The organism is Paenibacillus sp. J31P13, assembly GCF_056269295.1.
The window spans coordinates 263,248-289,540 of sequence record NZ_JBWDNR010000005.1; the positions used below are offsets into that span (position 1 = coordinate 263,248).

A 26,293-nucleotide genomic window follows, 5' to 3' on the forward strand; every position below is an offset into this window, starting at 1 on the left:
TTTAGTATTCCTCCTTAGGAATGGTGTTTAATAGATATTGCGCCAATTGATGAGCACTAAAGCCAGTAGGAGGCCGGTGCAGCTGATACATTTCAATTCGGCTGGCGAAGCGTGCAATTGTTTGAAAATGCCATTCCATTAATTGCAAGCGTTCAATAAGAGTGTTGCGGAATGTATGTCGAAGTAATGTTTGAAACCGCTCTAACCCGTTTATAGGTACTAGCGATACACTCGTTTCCGTACTTACAAGCTCAAACACGCCGGCAAGCGGTAAGGGAGTTGAACAAAATTTAGACGAAACGGGTACAGCGAATTTGGTTTCTCTTTCGAACAGTGCTTGGAAATGCGAGGAATCCATCCCTAATTGATCAATACTTTGCTGCCACATTTTTTGCTGTGGGTATGAAGGCATAACCATGGGAACGTGACCCTCAGTAAAAGTTACTGCAATGAGGTCATCGCTTAAAAGTTCATAACCTTTCTCCAGTAAAACGGAAGCAAGGGTGGATTTTCCTGCGCCTGATACACCTACTACGGCATATGCTTTACCGCCAATAGCGATCGCGCTGCCATGGAGCGGGAGAATCTTTTTTTGTAAAAGGATGACACCCATGCAGGTGCCTAGTATGTATAGACGAATTTTTGCTTCATCAGAGCCTTCGAGAGGGGAAACCACGATAGAATCACCGTTGCTGATCCAAAATATCGCAGTATCAGGAACTCGAAACATGACCTGATTTTGTTCGACGATGAAGCCGCCTTCTCTTTGTGCATATTGAAGCCATTTCAAAGTGAGATCGCTTTTTGAGACGATAACCTCTCCAACCTCTGAATTCGTTTCGGATTGAAATAACTCAGGCAAAGAGAATTCACTTTCAATACGTAGACCAAAGGAACTGTAAGTGGTCCTCATAGTTGTTTCTAACATGAAATCACTCCAAATCGTACAGCGGAAATTTGGTTAGATGCCCTTATATGGATTAGATATAAGGGCATCCGCATTTTACTTGTAGACCGAATTGAATAAGTACTAGCTGAAGTTCACCACTTCATCTACGTCATCCTGAACTGCATCAGGAGTTTTTTTACCAGGGCCAGCCATAGTCAAATTGACATCAAGCACTTCCAAAACGGGTTGTTGCCATGCTTTTTTCGTTTGCATTGTATCACCCCCTTTCATATTGTTTTTTTCATAAATCGGTAAACGATTAAGCTGCGCATCAAAAAACGCATGTCAAAATTAAATGCAAACTCTGGATTAGGATTATTCTCGATCCTTGAGAGAGCAGATGTGATTTCCTGGATGTTCAAATATTGAGCAACATTTGTATCCTTAACAAGCTGTTTCAGCTCTTGAATAAGCAGATGCCAGGATGGGAGAATGCGTTGAACCCAATCCGCACCTTGTATGCCTCTAACCCGTTGATTTAGTCGAATGCTATCCGGTAAGTAACTTACTGTTGATCTGCGAATGAGAGAGCGGTCCGTTCCATTTTGAACATATTGATTTTCAGGTACGGATAGGCAAAACTTAATAACTCTTAAATCATTGGTTGGATCGCACTCCCATAGCGAATAGCGAAGTGACATTTTTGTAGACATTGTTCCGGTCTTATTCCAATAGAAAAGCTGTTCAAATTGCTGCTTGCGAACATCATAGGCACTTTGATAGGGATTGCCCCATGATTCAAAGCCGTGCTCACGCAGTTTATCAAATACGTTTGTTCGATCAGCAAATTGAGAATTAATCAAAGTTGGCATGCTGTCGTCATCTTGTGAATCCATCCACTTGCTCATAAAAGGAAATGCCTTTTTTCTTACAAATGGAAACACGCGTGACTTTGTTACACCCATGTTTTTACTGTAATGATTCATTTCGCGAAATAATTTAATCCATTTCATCTGTTTTAGAAGTGTTGCTTGATAATCCAAAGCAGGTCCCCAAGAGATCGTCCAATTTCCTCTTTGACCATTGAGTAGAACGCCAATTCCTTGCTCCTGCGCTTTCTCATAAATGCCTTTGATCCAAAAGGAATTTTCAAAAAACTTATAAGGCATCTCCATAATGTCCAAATAATTATCCATCTCAGAGAGAGGGTTCATTTCAGGAAAATTGAAATATTGATCATGTATGTTACCAACGTAATTGACAGTGGTTTGAATATTTAGTCGTTCATTTGCCACTCTAGTTTTTGGTGTGAAATCTTTAAAATCGTCTAATGGAACATAGCTAAAAGTATGGAGCTGTTTATTTTCTTTTTGCAGTGTTTTGGCAGCAAAGCTGGCTACAGAACCAGAATCCAGACCGCCGCTTAATTGTGCGCCGATTTGGCGATTTGTACGAAGAGTAGAAGTTACGGCCGTTTGAAAAACGTCTTTAAAAGCTTCTTCATATTCTTCGTTCGTTTTTAGCTTCAATTTATCTTCCGCTACCAAGGTACAGTATCTAGAAAATTTGACTTCTCCTCTATATACGTGAATAGAATGAGAAGGAGGAACTTGTTGAATCCTCTTGTACACGGTTGTGAATAAATCAGTAGAGTCTGCCATTAGCGGAATCGCTAAATATTCAGCCATCCATTCTTCATTTAATTTATTATTCACACCGGGAATACAGAAAAGAGGCTGTATGGTTGTACAGAATGCAAAGCTATCTTCCGTAAGGGTATAATATAAGGTGCGGGTTCCAGAAAAATCTCTCGCTCCAAAGAAGGAGTGATTGCGTTGGTCCCATATCATAAAAGCAAAGTCGCCAACTAGATGTTTAGGCGCATCATTGCCCCATTGTTGATAGGCTAATAAAATTAAATAGCTGTCTGACATTTCTTTCTGATCTTCATACTTTACTTGAAGCTTCTGGAATAGCTCTGAACGATTACTGAGGAAAGCATCGGCTGTTATAGCTAATCCTCGTTCTATATCATAGTAAGGAAGCTGTTCTTTAATAGATTCCGGAGTAATCCACTGAGCGTGGCATCCTAAAAATACATGTTCATTATTCCATGCGTCTACTTTATCGGCAGGATAACATTGAAGTTCTTGGAGCATTTTCACGCCAAGCTCCAGCCTTAGAGGCTCATTGTTGATGGAACATATGCCAGTTATTGCGCTCATGATATCCTCCGTCTGTGTAATAAACTAATTTATAAAAGAAAGTTTTATTGAATGTTCTTGTTTAAGAACAGATATTTATCATATAATAGAAGAGATACGTTTAAATGAAATAAATTTCACTCTTTTTTTAAAGATTTTGGAAATATTAACCGGAGTTAATTTTCGATTTTGTTCTCAATAAAGAACTTGGGCATAGCTTACCATTTATTTCGATTTATTGTCAACAGTTTCTTCGGAAATTAATATATCTTGTGGGACAATGTCATTTTATAAATGATGATCCGTGTTCAACTGCGCGATTGTTTGTGGTAAAAGGTATAAATGACTATACTTAATGGATAAAAAGGAAAGTGTGATTCCATCTGAAGGGAGAATAAGCGTGATCTATCTTGCAACTGGAGGAGGATTGCTTATCCTCTTATATCTACTTTTTATTTTCCCGACACAATGGTTGAAAATAGAACGCGTTAACAATCCAATAGGCATCAAAAAGCGAATATTGCAAATTAGTGATCTTCATGTAGATAAGCTCCGAATTAGTGCGGAGCGAATCCGGCACGTTATAGATGAGGAAAAGCCAGATTATATTTTTTTGACAGGCGACTTTACTTATAAGGAACACTTTCTTCCAAGAGCAGGCCACTATCTCAAAATGATCTCGGATAGCGGAATACCTGTTTATGCTGTACTGGGAAACCATGATTATGAACTTCCGCGTTTGGGCAGATTGCTGGATTTGTTTAAAGCTTATGGCATTCAGCTTCTTCGAAACGAGTCCATTACTCTTCCTGATTTTCAACTGGTCGGCATCGATGATGCTAGTTCAAGACATAGTAATGTTGCACGTTCTATGAGAGATGTGGATGAGAGTAAGCCAATTGTGATCATTACGCATGACCCTAATGTCTTGCTCCATATTAAGCGACCATATGATTATTTAATGGCCGGTCATCTTCATGGAAAGCAGCTGAATATTCCATTCTTTTTTGTCATTAAGCCGAAGGGACCTCTTCCTGCTAGAGGTATTTATAAAGGGCTGCATAAGGACCAGCAAGGCGCCTTCTATATTTCTAAGGGGATTGGCCAAGCGGGATTTAATGCGCGTTTTATGGTGAGAAGCGAGATAACGATACATGAGCTTTAGCGTACGTTGCACAGATTCAAAAAAAATCCCTTGGATACATGCTCGAAAGCATGTATCCAAGGGATTTGCTCATTTACGGTTCGTCGTGCACTTCGGGAATGCTTCCGTTGTACTCGTCCTCGCCGGGATAGTCACGTTTTAATCCGGCATGCAGTGCTCTGTTCTCATAGCCAAAGCGATTCGATGGTCGTTGATCAATTCGCCAAGGTGTACTTTTTCCAAGTGATTCCATCCGCAGTTCGGAGCCGTAAGGGCCATCCGGGAACTCCTCCGGAATGAGGTCATTGCGTTGCGATTCCACCGTTGAAACATCGGTAGAAGGCTGGCGATCCTCATGAATAAATCGATCCATGGGCAAGGTCCTCCTGAAATGGTAATAGGCTACCCCCTCAGTGTGCCCCCATTAATCGGTAAAATGCACGCTTCCGACCACAAAATATAAAAATTGAACAAGCTCAGCAGCCTCTTCTTCTGTCAGCTTGTATGTATGCTCCAAATAGCCCTCTTCCTCTAAGTCATCAGGGCCGATAACTGCAGTTTTTCCGGACTGGAGATCAGTGATCAGCTTTTTGCCATAGAAACGGTTTGTGGATGTAACAGCAAGGTCAAAGCGCTTCAAGCTTGGCGTGATGAAGGTGACAAATCTCGTCTCGGTTTGTTCCGTTGTATCAGACATAAAATCAAAATCAGGCAACAGCATTTGGTATAGCCTCCGTTCATTATTTACAACTATTATACAATAACAAAATACTTGTAATAAAGAAATCATTATGATAGCATGAAGGCAATCGAATTATTGAACGTTGAGGAAGCACCTCTTCTGCCCAAGGCAGAAGAGGTGCTTTTTTTTGTTCTCCGGCGTTTTGGCCTCAAGCCGATTGCTGCCTAGCCGTTCAATTCATTCGCGATCACATCTATTTATTGGAGGATGAGTAAACATGCAAATCGTATTTCTGAACACGTTCGAGAAACCAGGAGAGGATCAGCAGGTCGCAAGTGCACAGTTATCTATTTGTGAGCGTGAAGGGCAATGGGCAGTGCTATGGATGGAGGGAGAAGACGAGAATCCTCAAACCTGGTTTGAAGGTGCATCTTGGGAGGAGATGATTACTGCCTTCAGGCATGGTACTGCAAGAATGATGGGGGAAGGCTATGCGCCTATTATTGATGGTATGCTTGAGGATCGCCGCACTTCTGCGGGCAGCTTCCTGTCCATGCTGCAATGCTATGGCGAGCTTCATTCGAACCCAGAGCTGTTCCAATTGCTGCGCGAATGGCGTCGTGCCAAAGCGATCTCTGAGAAGCGTTCTGCCTATCTTGTTGCAACAAATCGGATGCTGTGGATGATCAGTGCGTTTGTCCCGAAAACAGCCGAAGAGCTGACGCAAATACCAGGGTGGGGAAATACGAAGCATGCATCCTATGGTATGGAAGTGCTCGCTATAACGGAGGAACGAATGAGAACAACTGAATTTCCACTGCAATGGGTGACGGAAAAATTAGATAATGCGGCATATACACAATGGCTCTTTAAACAAAAGGAAGCGAAATATAAAAATCTTATGGATCGCCAGCTAGCGAAAAAACATATTTTAACGACCGTCCATCAGGGTGGAACGCTCGATCAGCTGCAATCGGAGCTAGAGCTGTCGCGCCGCGAGCTGATGGATCGGATTGAGCAGCTGGAGCAGGAAGGATATGATTTTGAACCTCTGATTTCAAGAGAACTGGTTGAAGTGCCAGAAGAGGAGCAGCAGCTGGTGTGGGATGCATTGTCATTAGTTGGTGATAAATATTTAAAGCCGGTGCTGCAGCAGGTATACGGATCAGCCGATGGATCACAGCTTAATAAACCGGTTGATGTGCTATACGAGCGCCTTCGCTTAATAAGACTCCGTTTCCGAAGATCGGTTCCGAGTAAGGCCGTTTAATTAAGAAAAGCTTGGTAAAAAACATAGTTGTAGACAAGTATCAGAGACTTCTTCATGATGATGAAGTCGGTAGAATTCTCTGATACTTCAGTACGAGGACATTCTTCCTAAAAACGGTACGTAAAAATGAAAACAAATGATTATTCGGATTTTGCTCGTCAAACACGCCAGTTTCACCTATATTTCAACATTTTTTATTGTAAAAATTAGTTCCTATGATCTATATATTATATTTTTAGTATACTTGTCCTAGTAAATTAAGTATAATGAAGATTATACAAGACAACTTGCGAAATTTGTCGAAAAGGAGCGTATCTTCATTATGAAGGCAGAATACATTAATCCATTTCTTGAGTCCGCAAAAATCGTCATCGAGCAAGTCATACAAATTCGTCCTTTAACTGGACAACTCGGTCTAAAGGATATAAAGTTCGTGGAGAACTACATCTGGATTCAGATAGGGCTAAATGGCGGAATGACTGGTGATATCGTTTTTGGGCTCAGTGAAGAAGTAGCTATGAAAATGGTTTCTGCGATGATGGGCGGATACGCGATTTCTGAAATCGATGAAATAGTAAAGAGTGCTATTTCTGAGCTTGGCAACATGATTAGCGGCAATGCCAGTACATTATTGTATAATCAAGGCGTAAGAGTTGATATTACTCCGCCGAAAGTTATTCAATCTGCTCATTCAGCAGGCTTTAGTGCACAGAAGGCGTTGACAATCCCGCTTATTATGGAAGGCATTGGGGAATTGGATATTCAGGTTTTAATCGCATCCTAGCACAGAAATAGCTCCTTAGGGAGCTTTTTTTGCGTCTTCCATACCAATCAAGTAAACTTATAATAGGTGATGCTGGATGTTAAAAGGAAAAGTGGTATTCATTTCTGGCGCTTCAAGCGGAATTGGTGCTTTAGCGGCTGCCAGTTTAGCCGAGAAAGGCGCAATACCGATACTGACAGGCCGGAATTTAGATAGGCTGAAGGATGTTTCTAAAACGATAAAAGGCAACTGCTCCGTGTATCAGATGGATGTTACGAGCATGGAGCAGGTACAGCAAACGGTGGATGCCGTCATTGCGAAGCATGGGAAAATAGATATTTTATTGAATAATGCCGGCTACGGAACGTTTCAGTATTTTACAGATATGCCTGTGGAAAGCTTTGAACAAATGATGGATACCAACTATATGGGAATCGTTCGTTGCTGCAAGGCAGTCATTCCCCATATGCTTAAGCAGGGAAGCGGTCATATCGTTAATATGGCTTCTATGGCTGGGAAAATTGGCTCCTCCAAATCAACGTCCTATACAGCCTCTAAGCATGCTGTTCTTGGATTCACGAATGCGCTTAGAATGGAGCTGCGTGAGAAAGGAATAAGTGTATCAGCGATCAATCCAGGACCGATCGATACTCCTTTCTTCTCACTTGCTGATCCATCGGGCACTTACGTAAAAAATGTCAGCTGGTTTATGATGAAACCACAATATGTTGTCAAATCGATGATTCGTGTGATGGAACGGAAGAAGGAAGAGCTTGATCTGCCAAAGACGGCATCTATAGGCATAAAGCTTTATCATTTGCTGCCACGTACAGTAGATCGATTGCTCGGCGGTTTATTTAATCAAAAATAAGGATTGGAATGAGAGTGGAATTAAGAATGAGCAAGCATACATGGAATGAGATTGGCATTAATGAACAACTAGCTAATAAGCTGGAGGCAAACGGCATTGTAGAGCCGACCGACGTGCAAGCGGAGACGATTCCGATTTTACTGGGCGGGAGCGATGTTTCCGCTAGATCGCAGACAGGTACAGGCAAGACGCTTGCCTATTTACTGCCAATGCTGCAAAAGCTGAATCCTTATTCGAATGCGATTCAGGCTATTATTTTGGCTCCCACGCAGGAGCTTGCTATGCAAATCGTACGCGTTGCAGAAATGTACGGCGAACCGCTGAACATTCGTGTTCAACAGTTGATCGGCGGAGCGGCGTTAAAGCGTCAGGTCGAGAAGCTAAAGCTTCGTCCGCAGATTGTTATCGGAACACCGGGACGTATTCATGAGCTGCTGAAGATTAGGAAGCTAAAGCTTACTGACGTGAATAATGTCGTCATTGATGAAGCGGATCAGGTATTTCAGCTAGGTTCAACAAAAGAAGTTGAAATTATTTTGCACAGCGTCGGTCGTGACCGTCAAATGGCTTTTTTCTCCGCTACTTATCCCGATCAAATGGCAAGATTTGAAGGTCGCTGGATGAAAAATCCGGAGCGCATCCAAATTACACCGGAGCACCGGGTATCGGCAACGATTGATAATTACTATATCGTAAGCGATAAACGTGATAAAACAGATACGGCAAGACGACTTGTTCGTTTGCTCAATCCGTCTTCCGCGCTGTTATTCCTTAATGACACGGATAATATTGCGAATTGGGAATCTAAACTTAGTTATGAAGGCTTTACTGTTGAAGCCCTGTACGGTGATGCGGATAAGCAGCGTAGGGCGGCTACGCTAACAAGATTCCGTGACGGACGCTGTCAGCTTCTTCTCGCTACAGATGTGGCGGCTCGAGGCCTCGATATTGAAGGATTAACACTCGTCATACAGCTTGATCCAGCAGCAGATTCCGACCATTATGTGCATAGAGCGGGAAGAACGGGACGTATGGGTAAACCAGGAACGGTTGTATCCATTGTGACCCCGCAGGAGCTGTTCATTATGGAGAAATTCCGTAAGCAGCTGGGCATCGATTTGAGTGAGCGCACAATGTTCCGCGGTAAGCTTCTCTCGGAGGAACAGCTGCGCGAAGCGACTCGTCCATTTGCGGCTCGTCAAGAGACGAGGTCAAACGAACGGACAGATGCAGCATCAGCCAAGGTGAAACCAGTTCAGGGAGAAAATGATCGTCCGCGAGCTGTGAAAGATACGACCGAACTCAAAGGTACGAAGGATTCAAGGGATTTTAAAGAAAAGCAAAAGGTAACGGCGAGCTCTGTTTCGGGTACGGCGAATACGGTACAAGCTGTGCCAGGAGAAAAGGCTTCCAAGCCAAAGGCTAAGCCTGCTCCCGTGAAGAAAGTAGAGCGCAAGCGCGAAGGTAAAAATAAAGGCGCACCGAAATGGTTGAAGGCCAAACGTGAAGAAAAAAAAGAATAATTGAATAAATAGGTCAAAAGCCACCCTCTTAAATCGATTCTCTTCTCCCGAAACATATGGGCGAAGGTGGAAAAAGCGGAAATTACCGCAATCGACAAAGGAGAGTGGCTTTCTTGATAAAACAAACCATGTGGAAAAAGACAGCGATTTCCTCACTTGCACTGCTAATGCTTGCAGGCGGTGCAACATCAGCTTTTGCAGACGGCGGCAAAGGAAAAGGGAATAATGGGAATGACCGTGATAACGGGCGCCATGAGGACAAGAACAACAAGAATGAAGATGACGATGATAAATATAAAGTGACCTGGCAGTTTAAGGATGAGGACCAGCTGAAATGGGCGATGGAATACATTATGCGACAAGCGTCGAAGGGTGTGTTCACAGGCTATGAGGATGGGACATTCAAGCCTAATCAAAAGGTCAACCGAATTGAAACATTAGTTGCAGCTGTAAGATTGATGGGACTCCGTGCTCAAGCGGAATCAACGGAAGAGATGAAAACAGAGCTTCAGTTCAAGGATGCAGATAAGATTAAGAAGAAATATCCTTGGGCTGTTGGTTATGTAGCAGTAGCATTAGAAAATGATCTGTTCTCAGAGACAGAATCAGAAGTGAAGCCGGAAGAAAATGCGACAAGACTATGGTCAACGATCATTCTCATTAAAGCGCTTAAATTGGAAGATGAAGCGAAAGCGCTCAATAATACGAAGCTGGACTTTAAGGATGCGAAGGATATCCCGGCAGGCTCAGTCGGTTATGTCGCGCTTGCTCTCAAAAAAGGAATCATTACTGGCTACAACGATAAACACGGCAAGACGTTCCGTCCAAACCAATCCGTTACCCGTGCTGAACTTGCAGCGCTGCTGGATCGTACAGATACTGAAATTCCGAATCATGATGCACAGGCGATTACAGGTAAGCTGAAAGCAGTTGCGTCAGATGGTAAAATTACAATTTTGAAATCGGATAATACAGAGACAGCATTAACGCTTGATCCCAATGTATTTATTTTCCGAGAGGATAAGAAAGCTCCAGTAAGCGCATTACGCGCGGGAGATGAAGTACTCGTACGCACTTATCAGAATAGAGTCGTCTTTATCGAAGTTTTAAAAACAGCTGCTGTGAATACATCATTCAATGAGCTGGGAACGGTATATTCCCTTACGTTCAATGGGCAGGCAAAGCTCTCTTCAATCGCAATTACGCGAGTTGAGAATGGGCAAACGCTCATCTATCAATATAATATCGATGCTAATGTATCCGTTACCGGCAATGCCTCCCTTTTAAAGACGGGTCAACTCGTACAGGTAAAAGGCGATAACAACATTGTAAAATCTATTGAAATCAAATAAGCTTTTGCAAAATAAAGGAGACAGTACCGCTTGCGGTGCTGTCTTTTTTTTGATATTGGACGGATTATTCGGTATGCTGTTTAATAGCTATTACTAAATCGCATTATTGAAGGTGATGAAATGGATTCTATATTACAGGTAAATGCTTTGACCGGTGGTTACAGTCCTAAGAGACCGGTGCTGCACGACATTTCCTTTGAGGTAAAGGCAGGTGAGATGATTGGGCTAATTGGACTGAATGGTGCGGGTAAAAGCACGACAATCAAGCATATTCTTGGTCTAATGAAGCCGCAAATGGGTGAGGTGAAGGTGTACGGAGTTACTCTGGAGGAGAATACAGAACGATACCGATCTGCTTTTGCATACGTGCCGGAGACACCCGTACTCTTCGATGAGTTGACGGTGGAGGAGCATTTGCGATTGACGGGAATGGCATACAGTGTGGCGGGGAACGCCTATGATGCACGAGTGGAAGAGTTGATTACTGAGTTTCAAATGACGCCAAAACGGAAAGCATTTGCCTCCCATTTGTCCAAAGGGATGAAGCAGAAGGTGATGATAATGAATGCGCTGCTTGCTGAACCGTCGCTTTATATCATTGATGAGCCTTTTCTTGGTCTAGATCCTCTTGGTATACGCTCACTTCTGGAGAGACTGGTTGAGGTGAAGGAAAAGGGAGCCGCTATTCTGATGAGCTCGCATATCTTGTCTACGGTTGAGGCATACTGCGATCGTTTTATTGTCATGCATCATGGTAAAATCGTTGCTTTGGGAACACTGGATGAAGTCAGACAGGCAGCGGGCATGGATAATCGAAGCGGTTCACTGGAGGATGCCTTCTACAAGCTCGTAACTGGGGGACATTCATAATGAGCGCAGATTTAATGCTCGAAGCGATATGGACTCGCCGCAAAAAAGCTTTTCGCGCAGAAACACTGCCCTATTTTCGGTACATGGGACAGAGCGGTTTTCCAGCTTTTTTGTCGCTCATTTTTATTTCTTCAGCAATTGGCTATATAACCTTGATAAACAACCTGCCTCCTCAGTTTCCTATTGCTTCGGTAGGTGTCATTTCATTGCTGCTTGTTCTTTGCTGGAGCCCTCTACGGACCTGGCTGGAAGCGGGCGATACCGTATTTATGATGCCCCGTGAAGCAGAGATGGACGGGTACATAAGGCGCTCATTTCGTTATACATCCATAGGCTTTTCAATCCTTGCCTTAATCGTATTCTTGCTTTATTTGCCGATTTACAACCAAGGTCCGGCAATAAGCGGTGGCTGGCTTCTTGCGCTCGCAGCAGCTTTTTTGAAGGGCGGCAACATCTGGGGGGCATGGCGGGAGCGGCAGATTGCATGGCCTGGAATGAGAAGACTGATGCGGTTGCTCCGCTGGGCAGCTACAGCACTTATGCTAACAGCATGGTTAACTTGTCTCGTATGGCAAGCGGCAGCATTTACGGTATTGGTTTCCTTATTATTTGCGTTCCTTTACCGTCTTCCTAGTCGACATCATCTGCCTTGGGAGAGACTTATCGCTGAAGAAGCGCGCACGCGAAAAAGATATTATGTTTTCTTTGGACTATTTATTGACGTCCCTACGCTGCCTTCCAATATAGCGAAGCGATCCTATCTATCGTGGGTCCTTGGGGTCATTCCTTACTCCAATTCGAATACTTTTGTCTACCTTTATACAGCAGCCCTTCTGCGAACAGAAATGGGCGGTATCATTCTAAGACTGCTGATGCTGGGATGCTTGATCACCTACTGGTTCTCTGAGGCTGCCTCACTATCCGGGTGGGGCTGTATGATCGTATATGTCATCTTCCTCGGACTTATTGCAGTTCAATTGGGTGGCTTGCGTCATGTTCATCGCTATTCCGTTTGGAAGCATGTCTATCCATTGCCAGAGAAACAACGATTTGAACAATATGTAAAGGTAGATCGACTGGCGATCATTTGCTGCGCTCTATTGCTATGGTTATTTGTCGCCTTGCCGTTACTAGTATCAGACCTATTCATACCATCACTGGCGGCAGGCGCAGGAACGATTATGTATATCCTTATCAGACCGTCACGCTTACGTAAGAAGCTGCTTACCGACGAGGATGAGGAATAGAGCAGGCAGGTAGGGGAGAGGAGCATGACAAATGAAAATAATCGTGTTCGGCGCAAGCGGAGGGACAGGCTTAGAGGTTTTAAAGGGAGCGATAAGACAAGGCCATGAGGTAACGGCTTTCGTTAGGAATGCTGATAAAATAACGGAGCGGCATGAAAGACTTACTATTATATGCGGAGATGCAACTGATCGCGAAGCAGTATCAGCTGCAATTAAAGGGCATGAAGCGGTTATTTCATGTCTTGGAACACGAGGCTTTGGCAAGTCTAACGCCCTGACTACCATGACAGCAGAACTTCTCCATGGAATGAAGGCGCATAACGTTCAGCGCATCGTCTACCTTGCTTCAGCAGGAATACATGATGAGATACCTGGCGTAATTGGTAAATTAACAGGCATGCTGCTGCGTAATGTACTCGCAGATCATCGGCAAGCAGTGAGCCAGATAACGGCTAGTGGATTAGAATGGACGATTGCTCGTCCGCTTCAACTGGTTAATGGTCCTTTAACGGCGAAGTATCGTACTTCACTTCTAGGTGTGCCAAGCAAAGGGAGTCGCATAGCTCGTGCTGATGTTGCTCATTTCTTACTGATTGCTTTGCTGGAGCCGCAATTCATCGAGGCTTCCGTTGGGCTGTCCTATTAAACGAGATAAGAAAAACACCCCTGAGGGAAGCATCGTCTTTTGAACAAGACGGAATCCCTAAGGGGTGTTTCTTTTTTTACTGCTCTATTAAGCTTGGGCAGCGATCAATTCGTTAACGGCTTTGAAGATTGTATCATACAGTTCTTCAAGGTTTTCTTCCTCGATACAAGAGAAAGCAACACGGAGATCTGTTTCACCAAGCGCGATCGTACCAATGCCATATTGGTTAAGCAAATGCTGACGTACCGATTCAGCAGATACTTGAGTTAACTTGAGGCACATAAAGTAGCCGGAGTTGAATGGGTAGTAGCCCCATACATCACCATAACGGCCGCTGTCGAGCAATGATTTTACTTTGTTGGCACGGTTCTTCATAATCTCGTACTTCTCTGCTTTTTGCGCATCGAAATCAGGCGACTTCAAGGCACGCAATACGAAGGTTTGTGAAGGATGAGGACCGCTTGAAATGGTAGAGCGAATAATTCCCAGCGTTTTTTGCTCAAGCGCAGCCAATGTAGCAGCGGATGAGGAAGCATAAGTGATGAACCCTACACGGAAGCCCCACACATATTCTTCTTTCGTTGCACCGTCAATTTTAACAGCAAGCACACGCGGATGAAGCTCAGCTAGTTGAGGGAACAAAGATTCATGCAAGGAATCTTCAAAGAATAGACCAAAATAAGCATCATCTGTTACAGCTACAACATTAATTCCCGCTTCAGCTGCATCGCGAATAGCTGAGATTATTTCCGCTCCTTCTTGAGCATCAGGTGTATAGCCAGTAGGATTGTTAGGAAAGTTGAGCACGACGATTACTTTGCCTTTGTCCTTCTGAGCAAGCATCGCTTCGCGGAGGCCTTTGCTGTTAAAGCGAGTTTGTTCATTGTAGAGCGGATATTCTACGATTTCAGCACCGCGGCGAACACCGAAGGTCAGCTCGTAGTTTTCCCAGTTCTTATCAGGAATGATGACAGCATCGCCAACGTCAGCGAATAAATCGGCTACAATGCTAAGACCATGTGTCAATGCATTCGTAACGACTGGAGTACCGAAGCCTTTCGCTTCAAGCGAAGGGTTTTCTTTCAGCATTTTGGTACGCCAAACAGACCGAAGCTCCGGCTTGCCTCCAGGTGGAGCATATTCATATATATCTTTCGGATTGTAAGCAGTAAGGGTATCCTGTATGACCTTAAGGTGCATAGGCTGACCGCCTTCTGTAGCAATTCCGATTGTAGCGTTAAATTTAGTTGCTTTTGTCTTCGCTTCGGCGGATTGACTGAGAATTCCCTCCTTCGGGAAATAAATCGCTTGGCCTAAAGCTGACAACATCGCATAGACGTTCGGATTTTCTGTTTGCAACGTCTCGTTTAACTGCTGAGCAAGTGGGTTCATTGACCTTATTCCATCCTTCCGAATTGTTTCATTTGAATTTCATTTATTCATGTAATATGATAATTACCGAAATAAGTTACTTCGGCCGTTTTTGGCTATCGGGAGATATTATAACATTTTTTATACACTGCAAACCATTAAGGGATCAAATTTTTTCTGAATTTTAGACAGCTTGCCTAAAAGATTATTGCTGTTGTATGATGACGGCATAGATTTACATGGGAGGTAGACCTATGCTGCACATTTCGCCTGAGTCGTTCGTCCTGCTGCCCGCATTTGCCAAAATCGTATGCGAGCCCAGCTGGAAATGGGCGAGACGAGAAATACCGCTGGCTAATTATGATTTATTTTATGTATGGAGCGGAGAAGGGGAAGTGGAAGTAAATGGAATTCATTACGATGTGGGACCAGGCAGCTGTTTTCTCTTTCGTAAGGGTGATTTCACAAGTGCCACGCACCACCCACAGCGCCCGCTAGTTTTGACCTACATACATTTTGCTATCAATGAACCGATTGATACTGTTCCAAATCGTTACAGACAGCTAAGTGATACCGTTGACTTTGAATATATGCTTTCACGCTATGTACGTTTATTTCTCGTTAAAACCTTTGCAGCTGAGGAAGAAGCACAGCTTGTACTTAAACAGCTGATGATTCATTTACTGCGGGAAGACAAGGAATTACCTGTTGAGAAGAAAGCTAGTAATCAGTTAACGGAAGCTATACATGAGGTAGCCAATTATGTTCGTCAAAATCCAAGTATCGCACATCGCGTTGAGGATCTAGCCGCTAGAGCCCAGCTATCGCCGCGTTATTTCTCGATGAGATTCAAAGAAATGATCGGGATGTCGGTTCAAACTTATATCATTCGAACAAGAATTGAAAGAGCGCAGCATTTGCTCATGCATGCGGGAATGAATGTGACGGAAGTAGCGGATGCGCTTGGTTATCGTGACATTTTCTTTTTCAGCAGGCAGTTTAAGCAATATACTGGACGAAGTCCATCTGATATGAGATAAGCAATGACAAAACAGCCCTCTTCCTGAAACCTATTCAGGAAAAGGGCTGTTTTGATTTTGTGCCTTAACAAACGCTTATGTTATTGAAGTGAACCTAATCTTTCTCCCATGCGTACCTTTGCTCCAAGCAAGCCTTCTTCACGAGGTGTAAACGAACCGTCCTCCGTCAGAAGAACCACGGTTGAGCCGAATTCAAAATATGCCAGCTCATCACCCTTTAACAGCTGATCACGCAGAGGCATGACATATTTGATGCTGCTCACATTCATCGCGCCTACCTTAACAACTGCGACTTCACCTTGCTCATGCTGCATGTAAGTAATGAGACGTTCATTTCGACTCAGAACCCGCCTCATATGGCGTAAACCAAAGTCATTCACAGGATAAACCTTGCCGGCGATATGCTCACGTTCAACAATGTGTCCGCTAACGGGTGAATGAATGCGGTGATAGTCAGTTGGACTTAAATAAAGCACCATATAATAGCCATTCAAGTAATTTGCCGTTCTCGGAGACCGGTTAAGGAGCTCTTCAATTGTATAATCCTGCCCTTTGACATTCACAATAGTGCCGCTAGTAATGGGACCAGCGCCAGTGATAAGCGCATCGACAGGGCTTACTAGTGAATCCGTATCGGTATGAATTTCTCGCAGTCCAGGCTTCAGCCTGCGTGTGAAAAATTCATTTAATGTCTTGTATTGAGATAAAGGCTTCTCTGCCTCTTCTATCTTAATGCCATAAGTCGTTGCGAATCGAGAAATAAAGCGACGGCTAGCACCCGATTGCGCGAATTTTCCCGTTAATCGGGATATCCATTTGCGCGAGCTTAATTCTGTCATGGAACGAAGCAGCCATTTTGCCATTCGTAAACCGTCACGTCCTCTCCTGCTGGGGGGGATTTATCCTCGCACCCACCAAACAGTTTGACATATCCGGTGTTATTTATCAATATGCATTCGACTTCCTTTTTCCAGCTTGAATAAGTATGAGTACAGCGGCAGCCGTAAGAACACTCGCTCCGATTAATGCAGCGGCCGCAATATCAGATTGCTGTCCTTCCTTAACGGCTATTGCAATAAATGACCAGATGAATACGAGAACATAGGGGGGATCGAGATGCCTTAACCCAACAAAGAGCGCGAGTAGAGCGGCGATGATCAGCATAATTATAGTCCAAGCCGTATCAGCCAAACCAAAGCCATCCCAGTTAGCAGCATATAAGACGACAGAGATGTTAACGATTGTAGCGGTGCTGATCCAGCCCAGATAAATACTGAACGGAAGCCAAATGAGCAGTCTCTCACCGCTTGAGGCCTTAAGCTTTTCTTTGCCGATAGCTGTATAAATCATAATTAGTGATAAAAGCAATGCCAACATAACGAACATACTGCTATTTAGCCGTTCATAATGCCAAACAAGAATCCAAGCTATATTTAATAAGCAGCTGATTAGAAACCAAGGGCCGATACTTTGCAACATTCTGCTTCCGGCAGCTTGTGGTCTAAATTGAAATATAGCAAAGCCGATAAGCAGCAAATAAATAACAGACCAAATAGAAAAGGCATACGGTGCCGGTGTAATAAGTACCGGGTAATGAGCCGATATTTCACCAGTCGTCTTTCCATTGATCGGAAGCCATTCCGCTAGACCGTTAACAATTAAAACCGCAACGAGAGCAATAATATTCCACCAACGATATTTATGTTTCATCTCATGCACCTCCGCTTTACAACGTTTTTTAGTTAATCTTCTCTTTTCATATGTAAACAACTTGCCTTCTATTTATTCAATCGAGCTGTTTTTTATGATTTTTTAATGGTTTAAGCGATTGACAATAAACCGAAGCTAGTAGAAAAGGGGGATGTAAAATGTTGATGATAGGCATCGCGCTGGCGTTGGGAACGGTTCTAGTTAGTTGGGTGAGCTTTGTCAGCGGAGTGGCAAGCCGGTTGTTTGACGCTGCTGCTGTTGTAGCGGCATTTATATTTTTTGTCGTCGCGGCAGATGCTGTTAGGGAAACGATTGTTCACGATACCGTATTTATGACAGAGGTGCATGAGGTGCTTGTGAACCCGTTTTTTTTGGTTGCTGGTGCTTATTTGGGTCCATATACAATTGGACGATTGGTCATGCTTCCCGCTTCGTTATTTGTTCGTAAATAGAGGGGTAAAGTCTTGCTATAGCATCTACCCTTCCAGTATGATTAGGACAAACTTGGAGAGGGGCAACTTAGATGAACGAGCAAAAGCTTCCAAAACCGGAGGCCATTATTTTTGATATGGATGGTACATTGTTTGAAACCGATACGTTGTTAATACCCGTCCATCACCGTGTGTTCGAGACACTTCGGGAGGAGGCGTTATATCCCCATCCGACACCGCCAGTAGAGAGATTGCTTGGCTGTCTTGGCATGCTGCTGGATGATATTTGGCGAAAAGTTATGCCAGACGGCTCAGAGGCAGCTCGCAATCGCGCCGATGAATTGCTGCTGCAATATGAGCTAGAGGCGCTTGCTGTAGGCGAAGGAGATTTATATGCGTATGTAGAGCAAACATTAACGGAGCTGAAGAATAGAGGAATAAAGCTATTTGTGGCAAGCAACGGACTTGAGGACTATGTGAAAGGCGTTGCGGAATACAAAGGGATTGCTGGACTATTCCATGGGCTGTACAGTGCAGGAGAATATCAGACGGCAACCAAAGTTGATTTAGTTGCTCGTTTGTTAACGGATCATGGTATTCAATCGGCATGGATGGTTGGCGACCGCTCATCAGATGTGGAAGCAGGTAAGGGCAATGGACTGCAGACAATTGGCTGCGCCTATGCGACCTATGGACGCTCATCAGAGCTTGAGGGTGCTGATGCGCTTATTTCCGATTTTCGTGAGCTGATCGGTCTTTTGGAATAATAGATGTATACTCATCAATAAGTGATAAGCATAAAGCACCTGCAAGGAAGCGGCGGCATCGCTCGCTTCCTTGCAGGTGCAGGATTTTCTGACTATAAAAAAGGTTTGTAGCAGACCGGTTTATTTAGCAAAAGCAACGTTTCATTCTAACTCGAAATCGATACGTGTATCAGAATCTAGTGTCTTTTCTTTGTTTTTTTTACGAATCTTTTGATTATGAAGCCAGAGTGCATATTCAAGAGGTCTGACAATTGCTTTGCGGTAAACCTCTTTCTCTCCCGCTTGTGCGAACACTTCGCGAGCTGGCTTGGGATTAACCTCCAAAAGCCATATGCCTCCTTTGCGATCAATTGCTAAATCAAGCGCAAGCTCACATAATCTTCCGTAGTTCTGTTCCAGATATGCGGCAATTCCGACCCCGAGCTTCTCGGACTCTTCCTTCACCTCAATTATCTTCTTCTCATCATGCAGCCATTCCTTAAGCAAAGCGCCCATCGTGGATGCGCGGCCACCCCCGTGCAGATTGGATGTAATACTGCCTGATGCGCCAATTCGCCCAGCACAACCGGTTACTTCCCACACACCTTCAGCATTTTTCTGAACAAGCATGCGATAATCATGCACGCGACCGCTATTTAATTTTATTTGAATGCCTTGCTGCGCGATATAACGATTCCCTTTCAAATTCCAAGGAGTCAAGTAACTGTTTAGTGCAGAAACTGAGATTTGCTGCGGTTTTATAATCCGCCGCGACCGATCGCGGCCTTGAATATTAAGCATACCGTCCTTGTTTCTCTCGATGCGGAGAATGCCTCTGCCTCCCGTGCCGTTAATCGGCTTTAGATAAAGAAGCGGGAATTTCTTGATCATCTCAATGACATCGCTCGTGCTCTCGACGTAGCGAGTGGAAGGAAGATGCCCTTTGTAACGTGAATCCTTCGACAGCACACGGTGTATCGTCCATTTATTTCGAAGCGGGCGGTTAAGGAAGGTTAGAAAACCATAGCGAGCTCGAAACTGTTTAAGCTGATCAAAGCGATAGGTTCTTTGAATACGGCAACGGTCATATATGAGATGAGGGAATGAAGTCCATTTCCGGGACCAAGTCGCTTCGTCGGGATCATAAAAAAGCGCATGAATTTGATTCTTTTTATAATTGACGTCTTTGGGTGTAAATACGAAAACGCGAAGTCCAATTTTTCGTCCCGCGGTAGTCATTTTTTGATAAATGGATCGTTCCTCCAGCATGCCCGCTTCATTGAGGTACAAAGTCAGAATGCCTAGGACGGGTTGTGCCATTTGAGGTTCCCCTTTCGAAACGGAGCGTCGGTTTTCCTGTTGGGCCTCTATGCATAGAGACGGCTGTCATGCCAAGCCGAAAGCATATGGCCATGCTTGCTGTATTGTCAGTGGCGACATTACAGGTCAGTTTGCCAAGTCGATCAATCATCGCTTGTACAATAGCGCTGCCGATTCCGTGACCTCTAGCCTCTGGGTGAACGACGACCATACAGCCATCTTCACCATTGCCCGAGGCAAAACCAAAGCCAATAATTCGGTTGGCTTGCTTAGCAACAACGGCAACTGCATGAAAGAGGTTGTTGTGATCCTCTTTCAGCAATGCGGCATCCAGCTTGCGCAGCGTATGAATGGTAGAGACCGCAAGCCGCTTATCCCCGAATCGAATGGCATAGCCGATAAGTCTTTTTTGTTCTGATATCCACGCCTCCGGTGTAAGCAGCTCCAGTTCCACGTCATGCGCCTCCTGTTTTTTCCGATTTTGTTTTTACCAAATACGCTCCATAATGAAAAATGCGTTCTAAAGATTTTTGACGAATATGCAGTTCATCGAACTTCATCGGCTTGGAATTGGCTTCAAAAAACCACATATTCCCGTTGCTGTCGACGCCCAGGTCCATCGACATTTCTCCAAGCAGTTGTCCCGAGGCGCGCTCGATTTGTTTGGCAATTAACACTGCTGTATTTTTTGCTTGTATGAGTAGCTTACGCGCTTGCTCCTCGTTAAATGAATGAACAAGCAGCTTCTCCGGATCCTCGATCATCCCCCCGCGTGGAACGTGGGTGGTTATACTCGAAAGTCCGGCGATACGCGCCCCTATTCCTGTTATATCCCATTGACCGCGCTGGTTTTTTTGAACAAGTGCCCGCAGATCAAAGCTTCGGTCATTAAAGGAGGCTAGCTTAATGCCTTGCTGGGCTATATAGGCTTCGTCTCCGCTTTGCTTCTGAATCCGGCTCCAAAGCTTACTAATGCTAGAACAATTATAGGTGACGCTTTTTTTGTTTTCTTGAATTTTCAATCGATAGGGCATCTGCTTCTCGCTTTGGACCTTGATGGTCATGATGCCCTTTCCCGCTTTGCCGCTTTCCGGCTTCAGATAGAGATAGGAATGCTTGCGCAGCATTTGGCTGAGTCCCGTCACCGTAATAAGCTTGCGGGTCGTTGGAATATAAGGTTTTGTCTTCTTTGATAATCGAAGCCATTCAAATAGATCCCATTTATTGAAGAAGGATGGGTTAAACAGCTTCACTCGCGGATGCTTATGACAAGCGGCGATTTTTTGTCTAACAGCAGGGAGCATCTCATCCTCCCGCTGCGGGATTCGATTGTAGATAATATCAGGAAATGGCAGGAGCCGCTGCAGCCAGCTCTCAGACTCCTCATCGAAGATGAAGCCCTTTATAATGTTTTTTGTTAATTGTAGATTTTTCGCTGTCACGACGTAGACGATAAAACCCATAGATTGACCCGTTCGAATCAAATCAGCAAAGTTGCTTCGATTACCTCGGAAGAGCAGCAAGTCATCATCAATCGTCAAAATGGCAAGAACCGTCCTGCCGGCGCGGAGTTCTCTAAAATTCGATTCTGCCGGAAGCGAGCTGTCCATTAGCCATTACCTCCTTGGTTCTGAAAGCGGCTAAGATACAAACAATGCTCAAGAATGTAAGATAGAGATGCCCGGCCCTCCGAACGCAAGGCTGGATGTTTGAAGATGGATCGGCCCGGTTTTGCATTAGCTTCAAACATCCATACTTCGCCATCTTTGTCGATACCGATATCAAGTCCTAGCTCGCCGAGGCGATGCGGATAGTTTCGTTCAATAGCCTCTGAAAGCTTGACGGCAGCAGTCTTGGCTTTCTCTAATACCTCATCTGCTTTAGCGCCGAAAGTTTTTCCAAGCGCTTGTTCAGGTGTCATTAGTGACCCGCCGTTTTTGACATGCGTCGTTACGCTTCCTCTGCCTGCTTTCTTTGCGCCTATTCCAGCTGTTATCCATTCGTTTTTGCCGTTTTTATGCATATGAAAGCGGAAATCCAGCGGGCAGCTATCAATCTCAACTAAGCGGATGCCTTGCTGAATGACGTAATGATTCAGGTTGCTTCCGTGTTTAGCTTGCAGCATGCGCATTAAGCTGCTGAAGTTTGTGAAACGCAGGAGTACGTTTTGACCTCCTTTGCGATAGCGTGCGAAGTAACCGCGCTTCGGATTATAGGTGAGGCGGTAGATGCCTACACCTAGACTGCCTGCGGTTGGCTTGAAATAAAGAAACTGATGCTTCTCGAGCATCTCTTTTATTTTTTCTGAGGTTGGTCCTGCGACAGATTCCGGCAAATGATTCAACGCTTCCGGATCATTGTCGAGCAGTTTGTAAACATCAGACTTATTGAAGAAGCTCCAGTTGAAGAAAGGGATTTTTCGGCGTACAAACCGCTCGCGCAGGGAGTTAATCGATGCGGATGTCTCTGCCTTACGGCTTGGAAGACGGTTATACACAACATCCGGCAACGAAACTACTTTACGGTACCAGCCGCCTTGTGCATTAAGAAAATAGCCGTTGATGGTTCCTTGCTGCCAGTTGATATCGCTTGGCGTAAATCCGAACAGATAAGCTTTACTCTCGCCTGTACGGATAATTTGCTTAATGAATCCTGTGCGCGGACCAAAAGGGTTGCTTTCCGAGTGGTTGTTATTATCGCTTAGAATGCCGATCAGAGGACCTAGTTGCACTTCATTCTCACCGGTATTGAGCACGAAGACATTACCGGACTTCGGCACCCTAATGGATTGACGAACGCCTGATGATAAATACAAGTGATTGCCAGGGCGTTTCAACTGCTTGATTTCTGCAATAATGACCTCGTTGCCCAGCTTGAGGTGAACCGACTTTTTGCCGGATAGCTTCAGCTGCTTCAGCAACGGGCTGGACAAATAAATGATCTTGTTGGACTGCTGTGAGAAATGTACGTTACAAGTTGTCAAACTCATTGATGAACCTCCTGAACGTTGAAAGGCCGTAATTGGTTGTCTGTTCTAAAAAAATGGAATCGGCCGTTTGCGGTTTCATTGGCTACAAAGTTGGGTTGTAAGCGCCTTGAAAGCAATCGCGCGTACTGGAGCGGTCTTTGAATGGAAAGCTGCTCTGCTTTCTTGTCGCTGATGAGTCGAAAGGATGAGCGGCCGGGTTTGGCATTCACTTCAATCAACCATAGCCGGCCGCTTCGGTCGATGCCGAAATCGAGACCAAGTTCGGCGAATCTTCCGAATGATTGCTCAATTCGTGCTCCTGTTTGCTTGCTTATTGTATGGATTTCCTCTAGCAAACGTTCGGATTTAGCTCTGCCAAATTTGGCGTTCAATACCTGCAGGGCAGGGCGAGCATCACCGCCGCCATGAAGGTTGGATGTAAGAGAGCCTGCTTGCCCGGAGCGGGCTGCTGTGCCAGAGAGAGACCATTGCCCATTCTCATCCTTTTGCAGGAGCGCTCTTATATCAAGGGGGTTATCTTTCTCATCCCGAAGCTCTAGATAAGGCTGAATCAGGTAAGGAGTCCGTCCAGTGAAGCGACTAATCCAATGATTGAATTTATGCTCACCCTTAAAACTAAGAGAAAAAGAATGGTTTTGTTTGCTGCGCCCATTCACCTCAAAGGTGGAATGATTTGGGTTTTTTCTAATATGAAGCAAGCCTCTTCCCTGCATGCCGGACGCCGGTTTCATTACAATGCCTTCAGGATGAAGCCCAGTCAGACCCATAATTTGATCTGATGATTGATAATTCAATGTTTGAGGTAAATAGGATTGCAGAAGAGTGTCGCGGTTCAGTGCGTGATATACTTCAAGTTTCGCTGGGAGAGCTGCATTAAGAAGCTGAAAGGATTTCCTTTGCGAAAGGGAAGCCAGCAGCTTTCGGAATCTTATGCGCTGGCTGGCATCGGTGAAGAAACAACGGTCATAGATGATGTCGGGTAAGGGAACGGTCTGTAGCGTAAAGTGATTTCGTTCAAAGCAATAGGCCTTTAATTGTCCTGTTTGCTGCTGATAGCCTTCTGCACAAAACACGTAAAGGTTTATGCCGAGCCGCTTTGCAGCTAGACTCAGGTCGCGATAGAAGGAAGGCTCCAACAATACCGGAACCTCCTCGGCGCCTTGTTTAGAGAGGCGGATAGAAGCAACGGCGATACCCACATTGACCGTTTGAGATTGCATAGTAACCTCCTTTAAAAGCCTGAAAGGAAACGGGAATATTGGATCATCATGCGAACAGAAGGTCTAATTTTATTCTCGTTTAGCGGTGTGTTATCGTTTTTGGATGGCTTTGAATTTACTTCAAGCAGCCACACGCGACCACTGGTATCAAGCGCTAAATCGATGCCAAGCTCTCCGAAATGTGCTGGGATCTGCTCATCTACTCCGCGAGCGATATTCAGCGCAGCTTGCTGCAAGCGCTGCACCGCGTCTTGTCTGCCTACACTAGCTTGAAGATTGGATCTGGACACACCCTCTAGAGCGGTGCTGAGCGTACCTCCGCGTGCCAAGTTGGAGACAAAATGATGACTGCCGGCAGTTCTTGCAACAATGGATGTTATCGTCCATTTGCCTAGTTTGTTTTTTTGGACAAGCGCCCTGAAATCTACGGGTCTCTTCTGGATTTCAATGAGCTGCAAGCCCTGTTGAATCTGATACCGAACGGTTTTCATTTTCGAAGAAATGGTCGAGAAGAGCTTAACTAGACTCGTATAATTCTGCTTGCGTGTACCAGCAGCGGTCGCATACATGGCTTGATAGTTATTCGAATCGACTTGAGTAATGCGAATGATTCCTTTGCCCAGGCTGCCGCGAGCAGGCTTCAAAAAAACATTGTTATAGCGACCGCACATGGATTTCAGCATGGCGTAGTTCCGAAGTGTATGGGATTCAGGCAAATATCGAGCGAGCGTCTCATCCTTCTTCAGTGCATCGAAAACCTCGGTTTTATCCAGAAACTTTTCGTTGAAAATGTTGGTGCGATGCTGCTGTTTTACTTCTTTCATAAAATGTTGTACGCTGGGTCTGTTCTCCAATTTTCGTGAGGTTAGACGATTGTTGACCACGTCTGGAACAGGCATTTTGACTTTTTGCCAGCCATCTGAATAGATCCATCCGTCAACGATATCAAGACTGCTGCCGATTTGATTCGGCGTAAAAAAATAAACATACGCGCCTTGCGCCGTACAGGCTTCGACAAGCTCTTTGCAAAACATAGTGATGGAGCCAAATGGTTTATCAGGCATATGCGGATAATCGCGGCTAACGAGCACTCCGATTAACGGACCTAACAATAGGGTGGACGCACCTGATTTGTAATGCAGACGGATGGATGCTCCGCCTGTCAATCCCATTTTTCTAGCTAAGCTTTGGCTGATCCTCATTCCGTCATATTTCGCTACAGAAATAATCTTCACATTTTGTGAAAAGGCACCAAATTTCAGGCGAATGTGCTGACCGTGAGGAATCTTCCACTGTTTTACGAGTGTTTCACCAAGCATTAGCGTATCTTCCGGAAGCAAGCCAGAGCTGATCACCTGTACGGCTACTTTCGATTTGAGCATCATAAATCTCCTTCCAAGCAGGAGGATGACGATAAGAGGTAAGCGGCCTTAGGTGTATAACACGAATTACTTCATCATATGAGGACATCTACCTACGTGTGAATCAGAATGAGCCCACCTTGCTTCTTGTTTTCATGAGCTATTCCACAGTGAGGTTGGCTTAGCTTGCTTTTAAGCAGTATGATTAGACATATGTATAACTAAAAAAATAGTGAATGGAGAGAGATTATGAATATATATGATAAAGCTTATGAATTAGCCAAAGCGCTCAAAGAAAGTGAGGAAGCGAGGTTGCTTAAGGAAGCAAAAATGGCTGCAGATGCGGATCCTGAAGCAAAGCTGCTGTTGGATGATTTCCGGGAGCGACAAAACTTTATGCAGCAAAAGATGATGGCGGGTGAAGAGCCTTCTGCTGAGGACATGGAGAAGATGAGCAAGCAATATGAAGTTATTACGCAAAATCCATTGATCGGCAAGCTTCTTGAGTCTGAACGGCGCTTTGCCGTCGTTTTCGAGGATGTCAACCGCATCATGTCGGATGTGTTGAAGGCAATTGTAGACTAGGATAAGCATATTCCTCTAAGGGCTTTCATAGGATGGTAATGCGGACAAGATGGTTAGCC

At 44.6% G+C, this 26,293-nt stretch carries 27 protein-coding genes; 13 read left to right on the forward strand and 14 right to left on the reverse strand.

Annotated elements, in window-relative coordinates:
- Nucleotide 1: 1 nt before the first annotated feature.
- From AC0YOD_RS18480 to AC0YOD_RS18490, 3 genes are all read right to left on the reverse strand, one after another.
- Nucleotides 2–928, reverse strand: a complete 927-nt coding sequence (locus AC0YOD_RS18480) for an aldolase (protein WP_475800797.1) — start codon at nt 926–928, stop codon at nt 2–4.
- Between the two features lie 102 nt (nt 929–1,030).
- On the reverse strand, nt 1,031–1,162 hold the full coding sequence (locus tag AC0YOD_RS18485) for a paeninodin family lasso peptide (RefSeq protein ID WP_475800798.1): 132 nt from the start codon (nt 1,160–1,162) through the stop codon (nt 1,031–1,033).
- Between the two features lie 14 nt (nt 1,163–1,176).
- Complete coding sequence (locus AC0YOD_RS18490; protein ID WP_475800799.1) at nt 1,177–3,114, reverse strand: asparagine synthase-related protein; 1,938 nt, start codon at nt 3,112–3,114, stop codon at nt 1,177–1,179.
- A gap of 334 nt (nt 3,115–3,448) precedes the next feature.
- On the opposite strand from AC0YOD_RS18490, the gene AC0YOD_RS18495 reads away from it, so the two are divergent.
- Nucleotides 3,449–4,258: a metallophosphoesterase gene (locus tag AC0YOD_RS18495; RefSeq protein WP_475800800.1), complete on the forward strand. Its 810-nt coding sequence runs from the start codon at nt 3,449–3,451 to the stop codon at nt 4,256–4,258.
- A gap of 73 nt (nt 4,259–4,331) precedes the next feature.
- On the opposite strand, the gene AC0YOD_RS18500 is transcribed toward AC0YOD_RS18495, so the two are convergent.
- Together AC0YOD_RS18500 and AC0YOD_RS18505 are read right to left on the reverse strand one after the other, a co-directional pair.
- Nucleotides 4,332–4,610, reverse strand: coding sequence for a hypothetical protein (locus AC0YOD_RS18500; RefSeq protein ID WP_475800801.1), 279 nt, complete (start codon nt 4,608–4,610; stop codon nt 4,332–4,334).
- A gap of 51 nt (nt 4,611–4,661) precedes the next feature.
- Nucleotides 4,662–4,958 (reverse strand): DUF3055 domain-containing protein, encoded by a 297-nt coding sequence (locus AC0YOD_RS18505; RefSeq protein WP_475800802.1) that lies wholly within the window; start codon nt 4,956–4,958, stop codon nt 4,662–4,664.
- Nucleotides 4,959–5,196: 238 nt separating this feature from the next.
- On the opposite strand from AC0YOD_RS18505, the gene AC0YOD_RS18510 reads away from it, so the two are divergent.
- The 8 genes from AC0YOD_RS18510 to AC0YOD_RS18545 all read left to right on the forward strand — a co-directional run bounded on the left by AC0YOD_RS18510 (nt 5,197) and on the right by AC0YOD_RS18545 (nt 13,461).
- Nucleotides 5,197–6,189 (forward strand): HRDC domain-containing protein, encoded by a 993-nt coding sequence (locus tag AC0YOD_RS18510; protein WP_475800803.1) that lies wholly within the window; start codon nt 5,197–5,199, stop codon nt 6,187–6,189.
- Nucleotides 6,190–6,511: 322 nt separating this feature from the next.
- Nucleotides 6,512–6,973, forward strand: a complete 462-nt coding sequence (locus AC0YOD_RS18515; protein ID WP_475800804.1) for a chemotaxis protein CheX — start codon at nt 6,512–6,514, stop codon at nt 6,971–6,973.
- A gap of 76 nt (nt 6,974–7,049) precedes the next feature.
- The gene (locus AC0YOD_RS18520; protein ID WP_475800805.1) at nt 7,050–7,823 is read left to right on the forward strand and encodes an SDR family NAD(P)-dependent oxidoreductase; all 774 of its coding nucleotides are present in this window, start codon (nt 7,050–7,052) and stop codon (nt 7,821–7,823) included.
- A gap of 26 nt (nt 7,824–7,849) precedes the next feature.
- Nucleotides 7,850–9,346, forward strand: a complete 1,497-nt coding sequence (locus AC0YOD_RS18525; RefSeq protein WP_475800806.1) for a DEAD/DEAH box helicase — start codon at nt 7,850–7,852, stop codon at nt 9,344–9,346.
- Between the two features lie 104 nt (nt 9,347–9,450).
- Nucleotides 9,451–10,698, forward strand: coding sequence for an S-layer homology domain-containing protein (locus AC0YOD_RS18530; protein ID WP_475800807.1), 1,248 nt, complete (start codon nt 9,451–9,453; stop codon nt 10,696–10,698).
- Between the two features lie 120 nt (nt 10,699–10,818).
- Nucleotides 10,819–11,568 (forward strand): ABC transporter ATP-binding protein, encoded by a 750-nt coding sequence (locus AC0YOD_RS18535; RefSeq protein ID WP_475800808.1) that lies wholly within the window; start codon nt 10,819–10,821, stop codon nt 11,566–11,568.
- Nucleotides 11,568–12,815: an ABC transporter permease gene (locus AC0YOD_RS18540; protein WP_475800809.1), complete on the forward strand. Its 1,248-nt coding sequence runs from the start codon at nt 11,568–11,570 to the stop codon at nt 12,813–12,815. Before AC0YOD_RS18535 ends, AC0YOD_RS18540 begins: the two co-directional genes overlap by 1 nt.
- A gap of 31 nt (nt 12,816–12,846) precedes the next feature.
- On the forward strand, nt 12,847–13,461 hold the full coding sequence (locus tag AC0YOD_RS18545) for an NAD(P)-dependent oxidoreductase (RefSeq protein WP_475800810.1): 615 nt from the start codon (nt 12,847–12,849) through the stop codon (nt 13,459–13,461).
- Between the two features lie 87 nt (nt 13,462–13,548).
- Here the strand turns inward: AC0YOD_RS18545 and AC0YOD_RS18550 are convergent, their stop codons facing one another.
- Nucleotides 13,549–14,853, reverse strand: coding sequence for an aminotransferase class I/II-fold pyridoxal phosphate-dependent enzyme (locus AC0YOD_RS18550; protein ID WP_475800811.1), 1,305 nt, complete (start codon nt 14,851–14,853; stop codon nt 13,549–13,551).
- A 233-nt stretch (nt 14,854–15,086) separates the two neighbouring features.
- Between AC0YOD_RS18550 and AC0YOD_RS18555 the strand changes: the two genes are divergently transcribed.
- Nucleotides 15,087–15,872, forward strand: a complete 786-nt coding sequence (locus AC0YOD_RS18555; protein ID WP_475800812.1) for a helix-turn-helix domain-containing protein — start codon at nt 15,087–15,089, stop codon at nt 15,870–15,872.
- 80 nt (nt 15,873–15,952) lie between these two features.
- Here AC0YOD_RS18555 and asd read toward each other — a convergent pair whose 3' ends face one another.
- Together asd and AC0YOD_RS18565 are read right to left on the reverse strand one after the other, a co-directional pair.
- A complete protein-coding gene (gene asd, locus AC0YOD_RS18560) occupies nt 15,953–16,735 on the reverse strand; it encodes an archaetidylserine decarboxylase (RefSeq protein ID WP_475800813.1) in 783 nt (260 codons plus the stop codon).
- 82 nt (nt 16,736–16,817) lie between these two features.
- Entirely contained in the window at nt 16,818–17,582 is a 765-nt protein-coding gene (locus tag AC0YOD_RS18565; protein ID WP_475800814.1) for a TspO/MBR family protein, read from the reverse strand.
- Nucleotides 17,583–17,740: 158 nt separating this feature from the next.
- Between AC0YOD_RS18565 and AC0YOD_RS18570 the strand changes: the two genes are divergently transcribed.
- Both AC0YOD_RS18570 and AC0YOD_RS18575 read left to right on the forward strand, forming a co-directional pair.
- Nucleotides 17,741–18,034, forward strand: a complete 294-nt coding sequence (locus AC0YOD_RS18570) for a transposase (protein ID WP_475800815.1) — start codon at nt 17,741–17,743, stop codon at nt 18,032–18,034.
- 71 nt (nt 18,035–18,105) lie between these two features.
- On the forward strand, nt 18,106–18,780 hold the full coding sequence (locus AC0YOD_RS18575) for an HAD family hydrolase (RefSeq protein WP_475800816.1): 675 nt from the start codon (nt 18,106–18,108) through the stop codon (nt 18,778–18,780).
- A 141-nt stretch (nt 18,781–18,921) separates the two neighbouring features.
- Here AC0YOD_RS18575 and AC0YOD_RS18580 read toward each other — a convergent pair whose 3' ends face one another.
- The 6 genes from AC0YOD_RS18580 to AC0YOD_RS18605 are packed head-to-tail and all read right to left on the reverse strand — an operon-like array spanning nt 18,922 to nt 25,670.
- A complete protein-coding gene (locus tag AC0YOD_RS18580; RefSeq protein WP_475800817.1) occupies nt 18,922–20,079 on the reverse strand; it encodes a YheC/YheD family endospore coat-associated protein in 1,158 nt (385 codons plus the stop codon).
- Nucleotides 20,036–20,533: a GNAT family N-acetyltransferase gene (locus tag AC0YOD_RS18585; RefSeq protein WP_475800818.1), complete on the reverse strand. Its 498-nt coding sequence runs from the start codon at nt 20,531–20,533 to the stop codon at nt 20,036–20,038. Before AC0YOD_RS18585 ends, AC0YOD_RS18580 begins: the two co-directional genes overlap by 44 nt.
- A 1-nt stretch (nt 20,534) precedes the next feature.
- Nucleotides 20,535–21,689: a YheC/YheD family endospore coat-associated protein gene (locus tag AC0YOD_RS18590; protein ID WP_475800819.1), complete on the reverse strand. Its 1,155-nt coding sequence runs from the start codon at nt 21,687–21,689 to the stop codon at nt 20,535–20,537.
- A complete protein-coding gene (locus tag AC0YOD_RS18595; RefSeq protein WP_475800820.1) occupies nt 21,689–23,068 on the reverse strand; it encodes a YheC/YheD family endospore coat-associated protein in 1,380 nt (459 codons plus the stop codon). The genes AC0YOD_RS18590 and AC0YOD_RS18595 overlap by 1 nt, the downstream gene beginning before the upstream one ends.
- Entirely contained in the window at nt 23,065–24,288 is a 1,224-nt protein-coding gene (locus tag AC0YOD_RS18600; protein WP_475800821.1) for a YheC/YheD family endospore coat-associated protein, read from the reverse strand. Before AC0YOD_RS18600 ends, AC0YOD_RS18595 begins: the two co-directional genes overlap by 4 nt.
- 11 nt (nt 24,289–24,299) lie before the next feature.
- Nucleotides 24,300–25,670, reverse strand: coding sequence for a YheC/YheD family endospore coat-associated protein (locus tag AC0YOD_RS18605; RefSeq protein ID WP_475800822.1), 1,371 nt, complete (start codon nt 25,668–25,670; stop codon nt 24,300–24,302).
- Between the two features lie 228 nt (nt 25,671–25,898).
- Between AC0YOD_RS18605 and AC0YOD_RS18610 the strand changes: the two genes are divergently transcribed.
- Nucleotides 25,899–26,234 carry a YlbF family regulator gene (locus AC0YOD_RS18610; RefSeq protein WP_475800823.1) on the forward strand — a complete coding sequence of 112 codons (336 nt, stop codon included), beginning with the start codon at nt 25,899–25,901 and terminating at the stop codon, nt 26,232–26,234.
- The last annotated feature ends 59 nt before the right edge of the window (nt 26,235–26,293 follow it).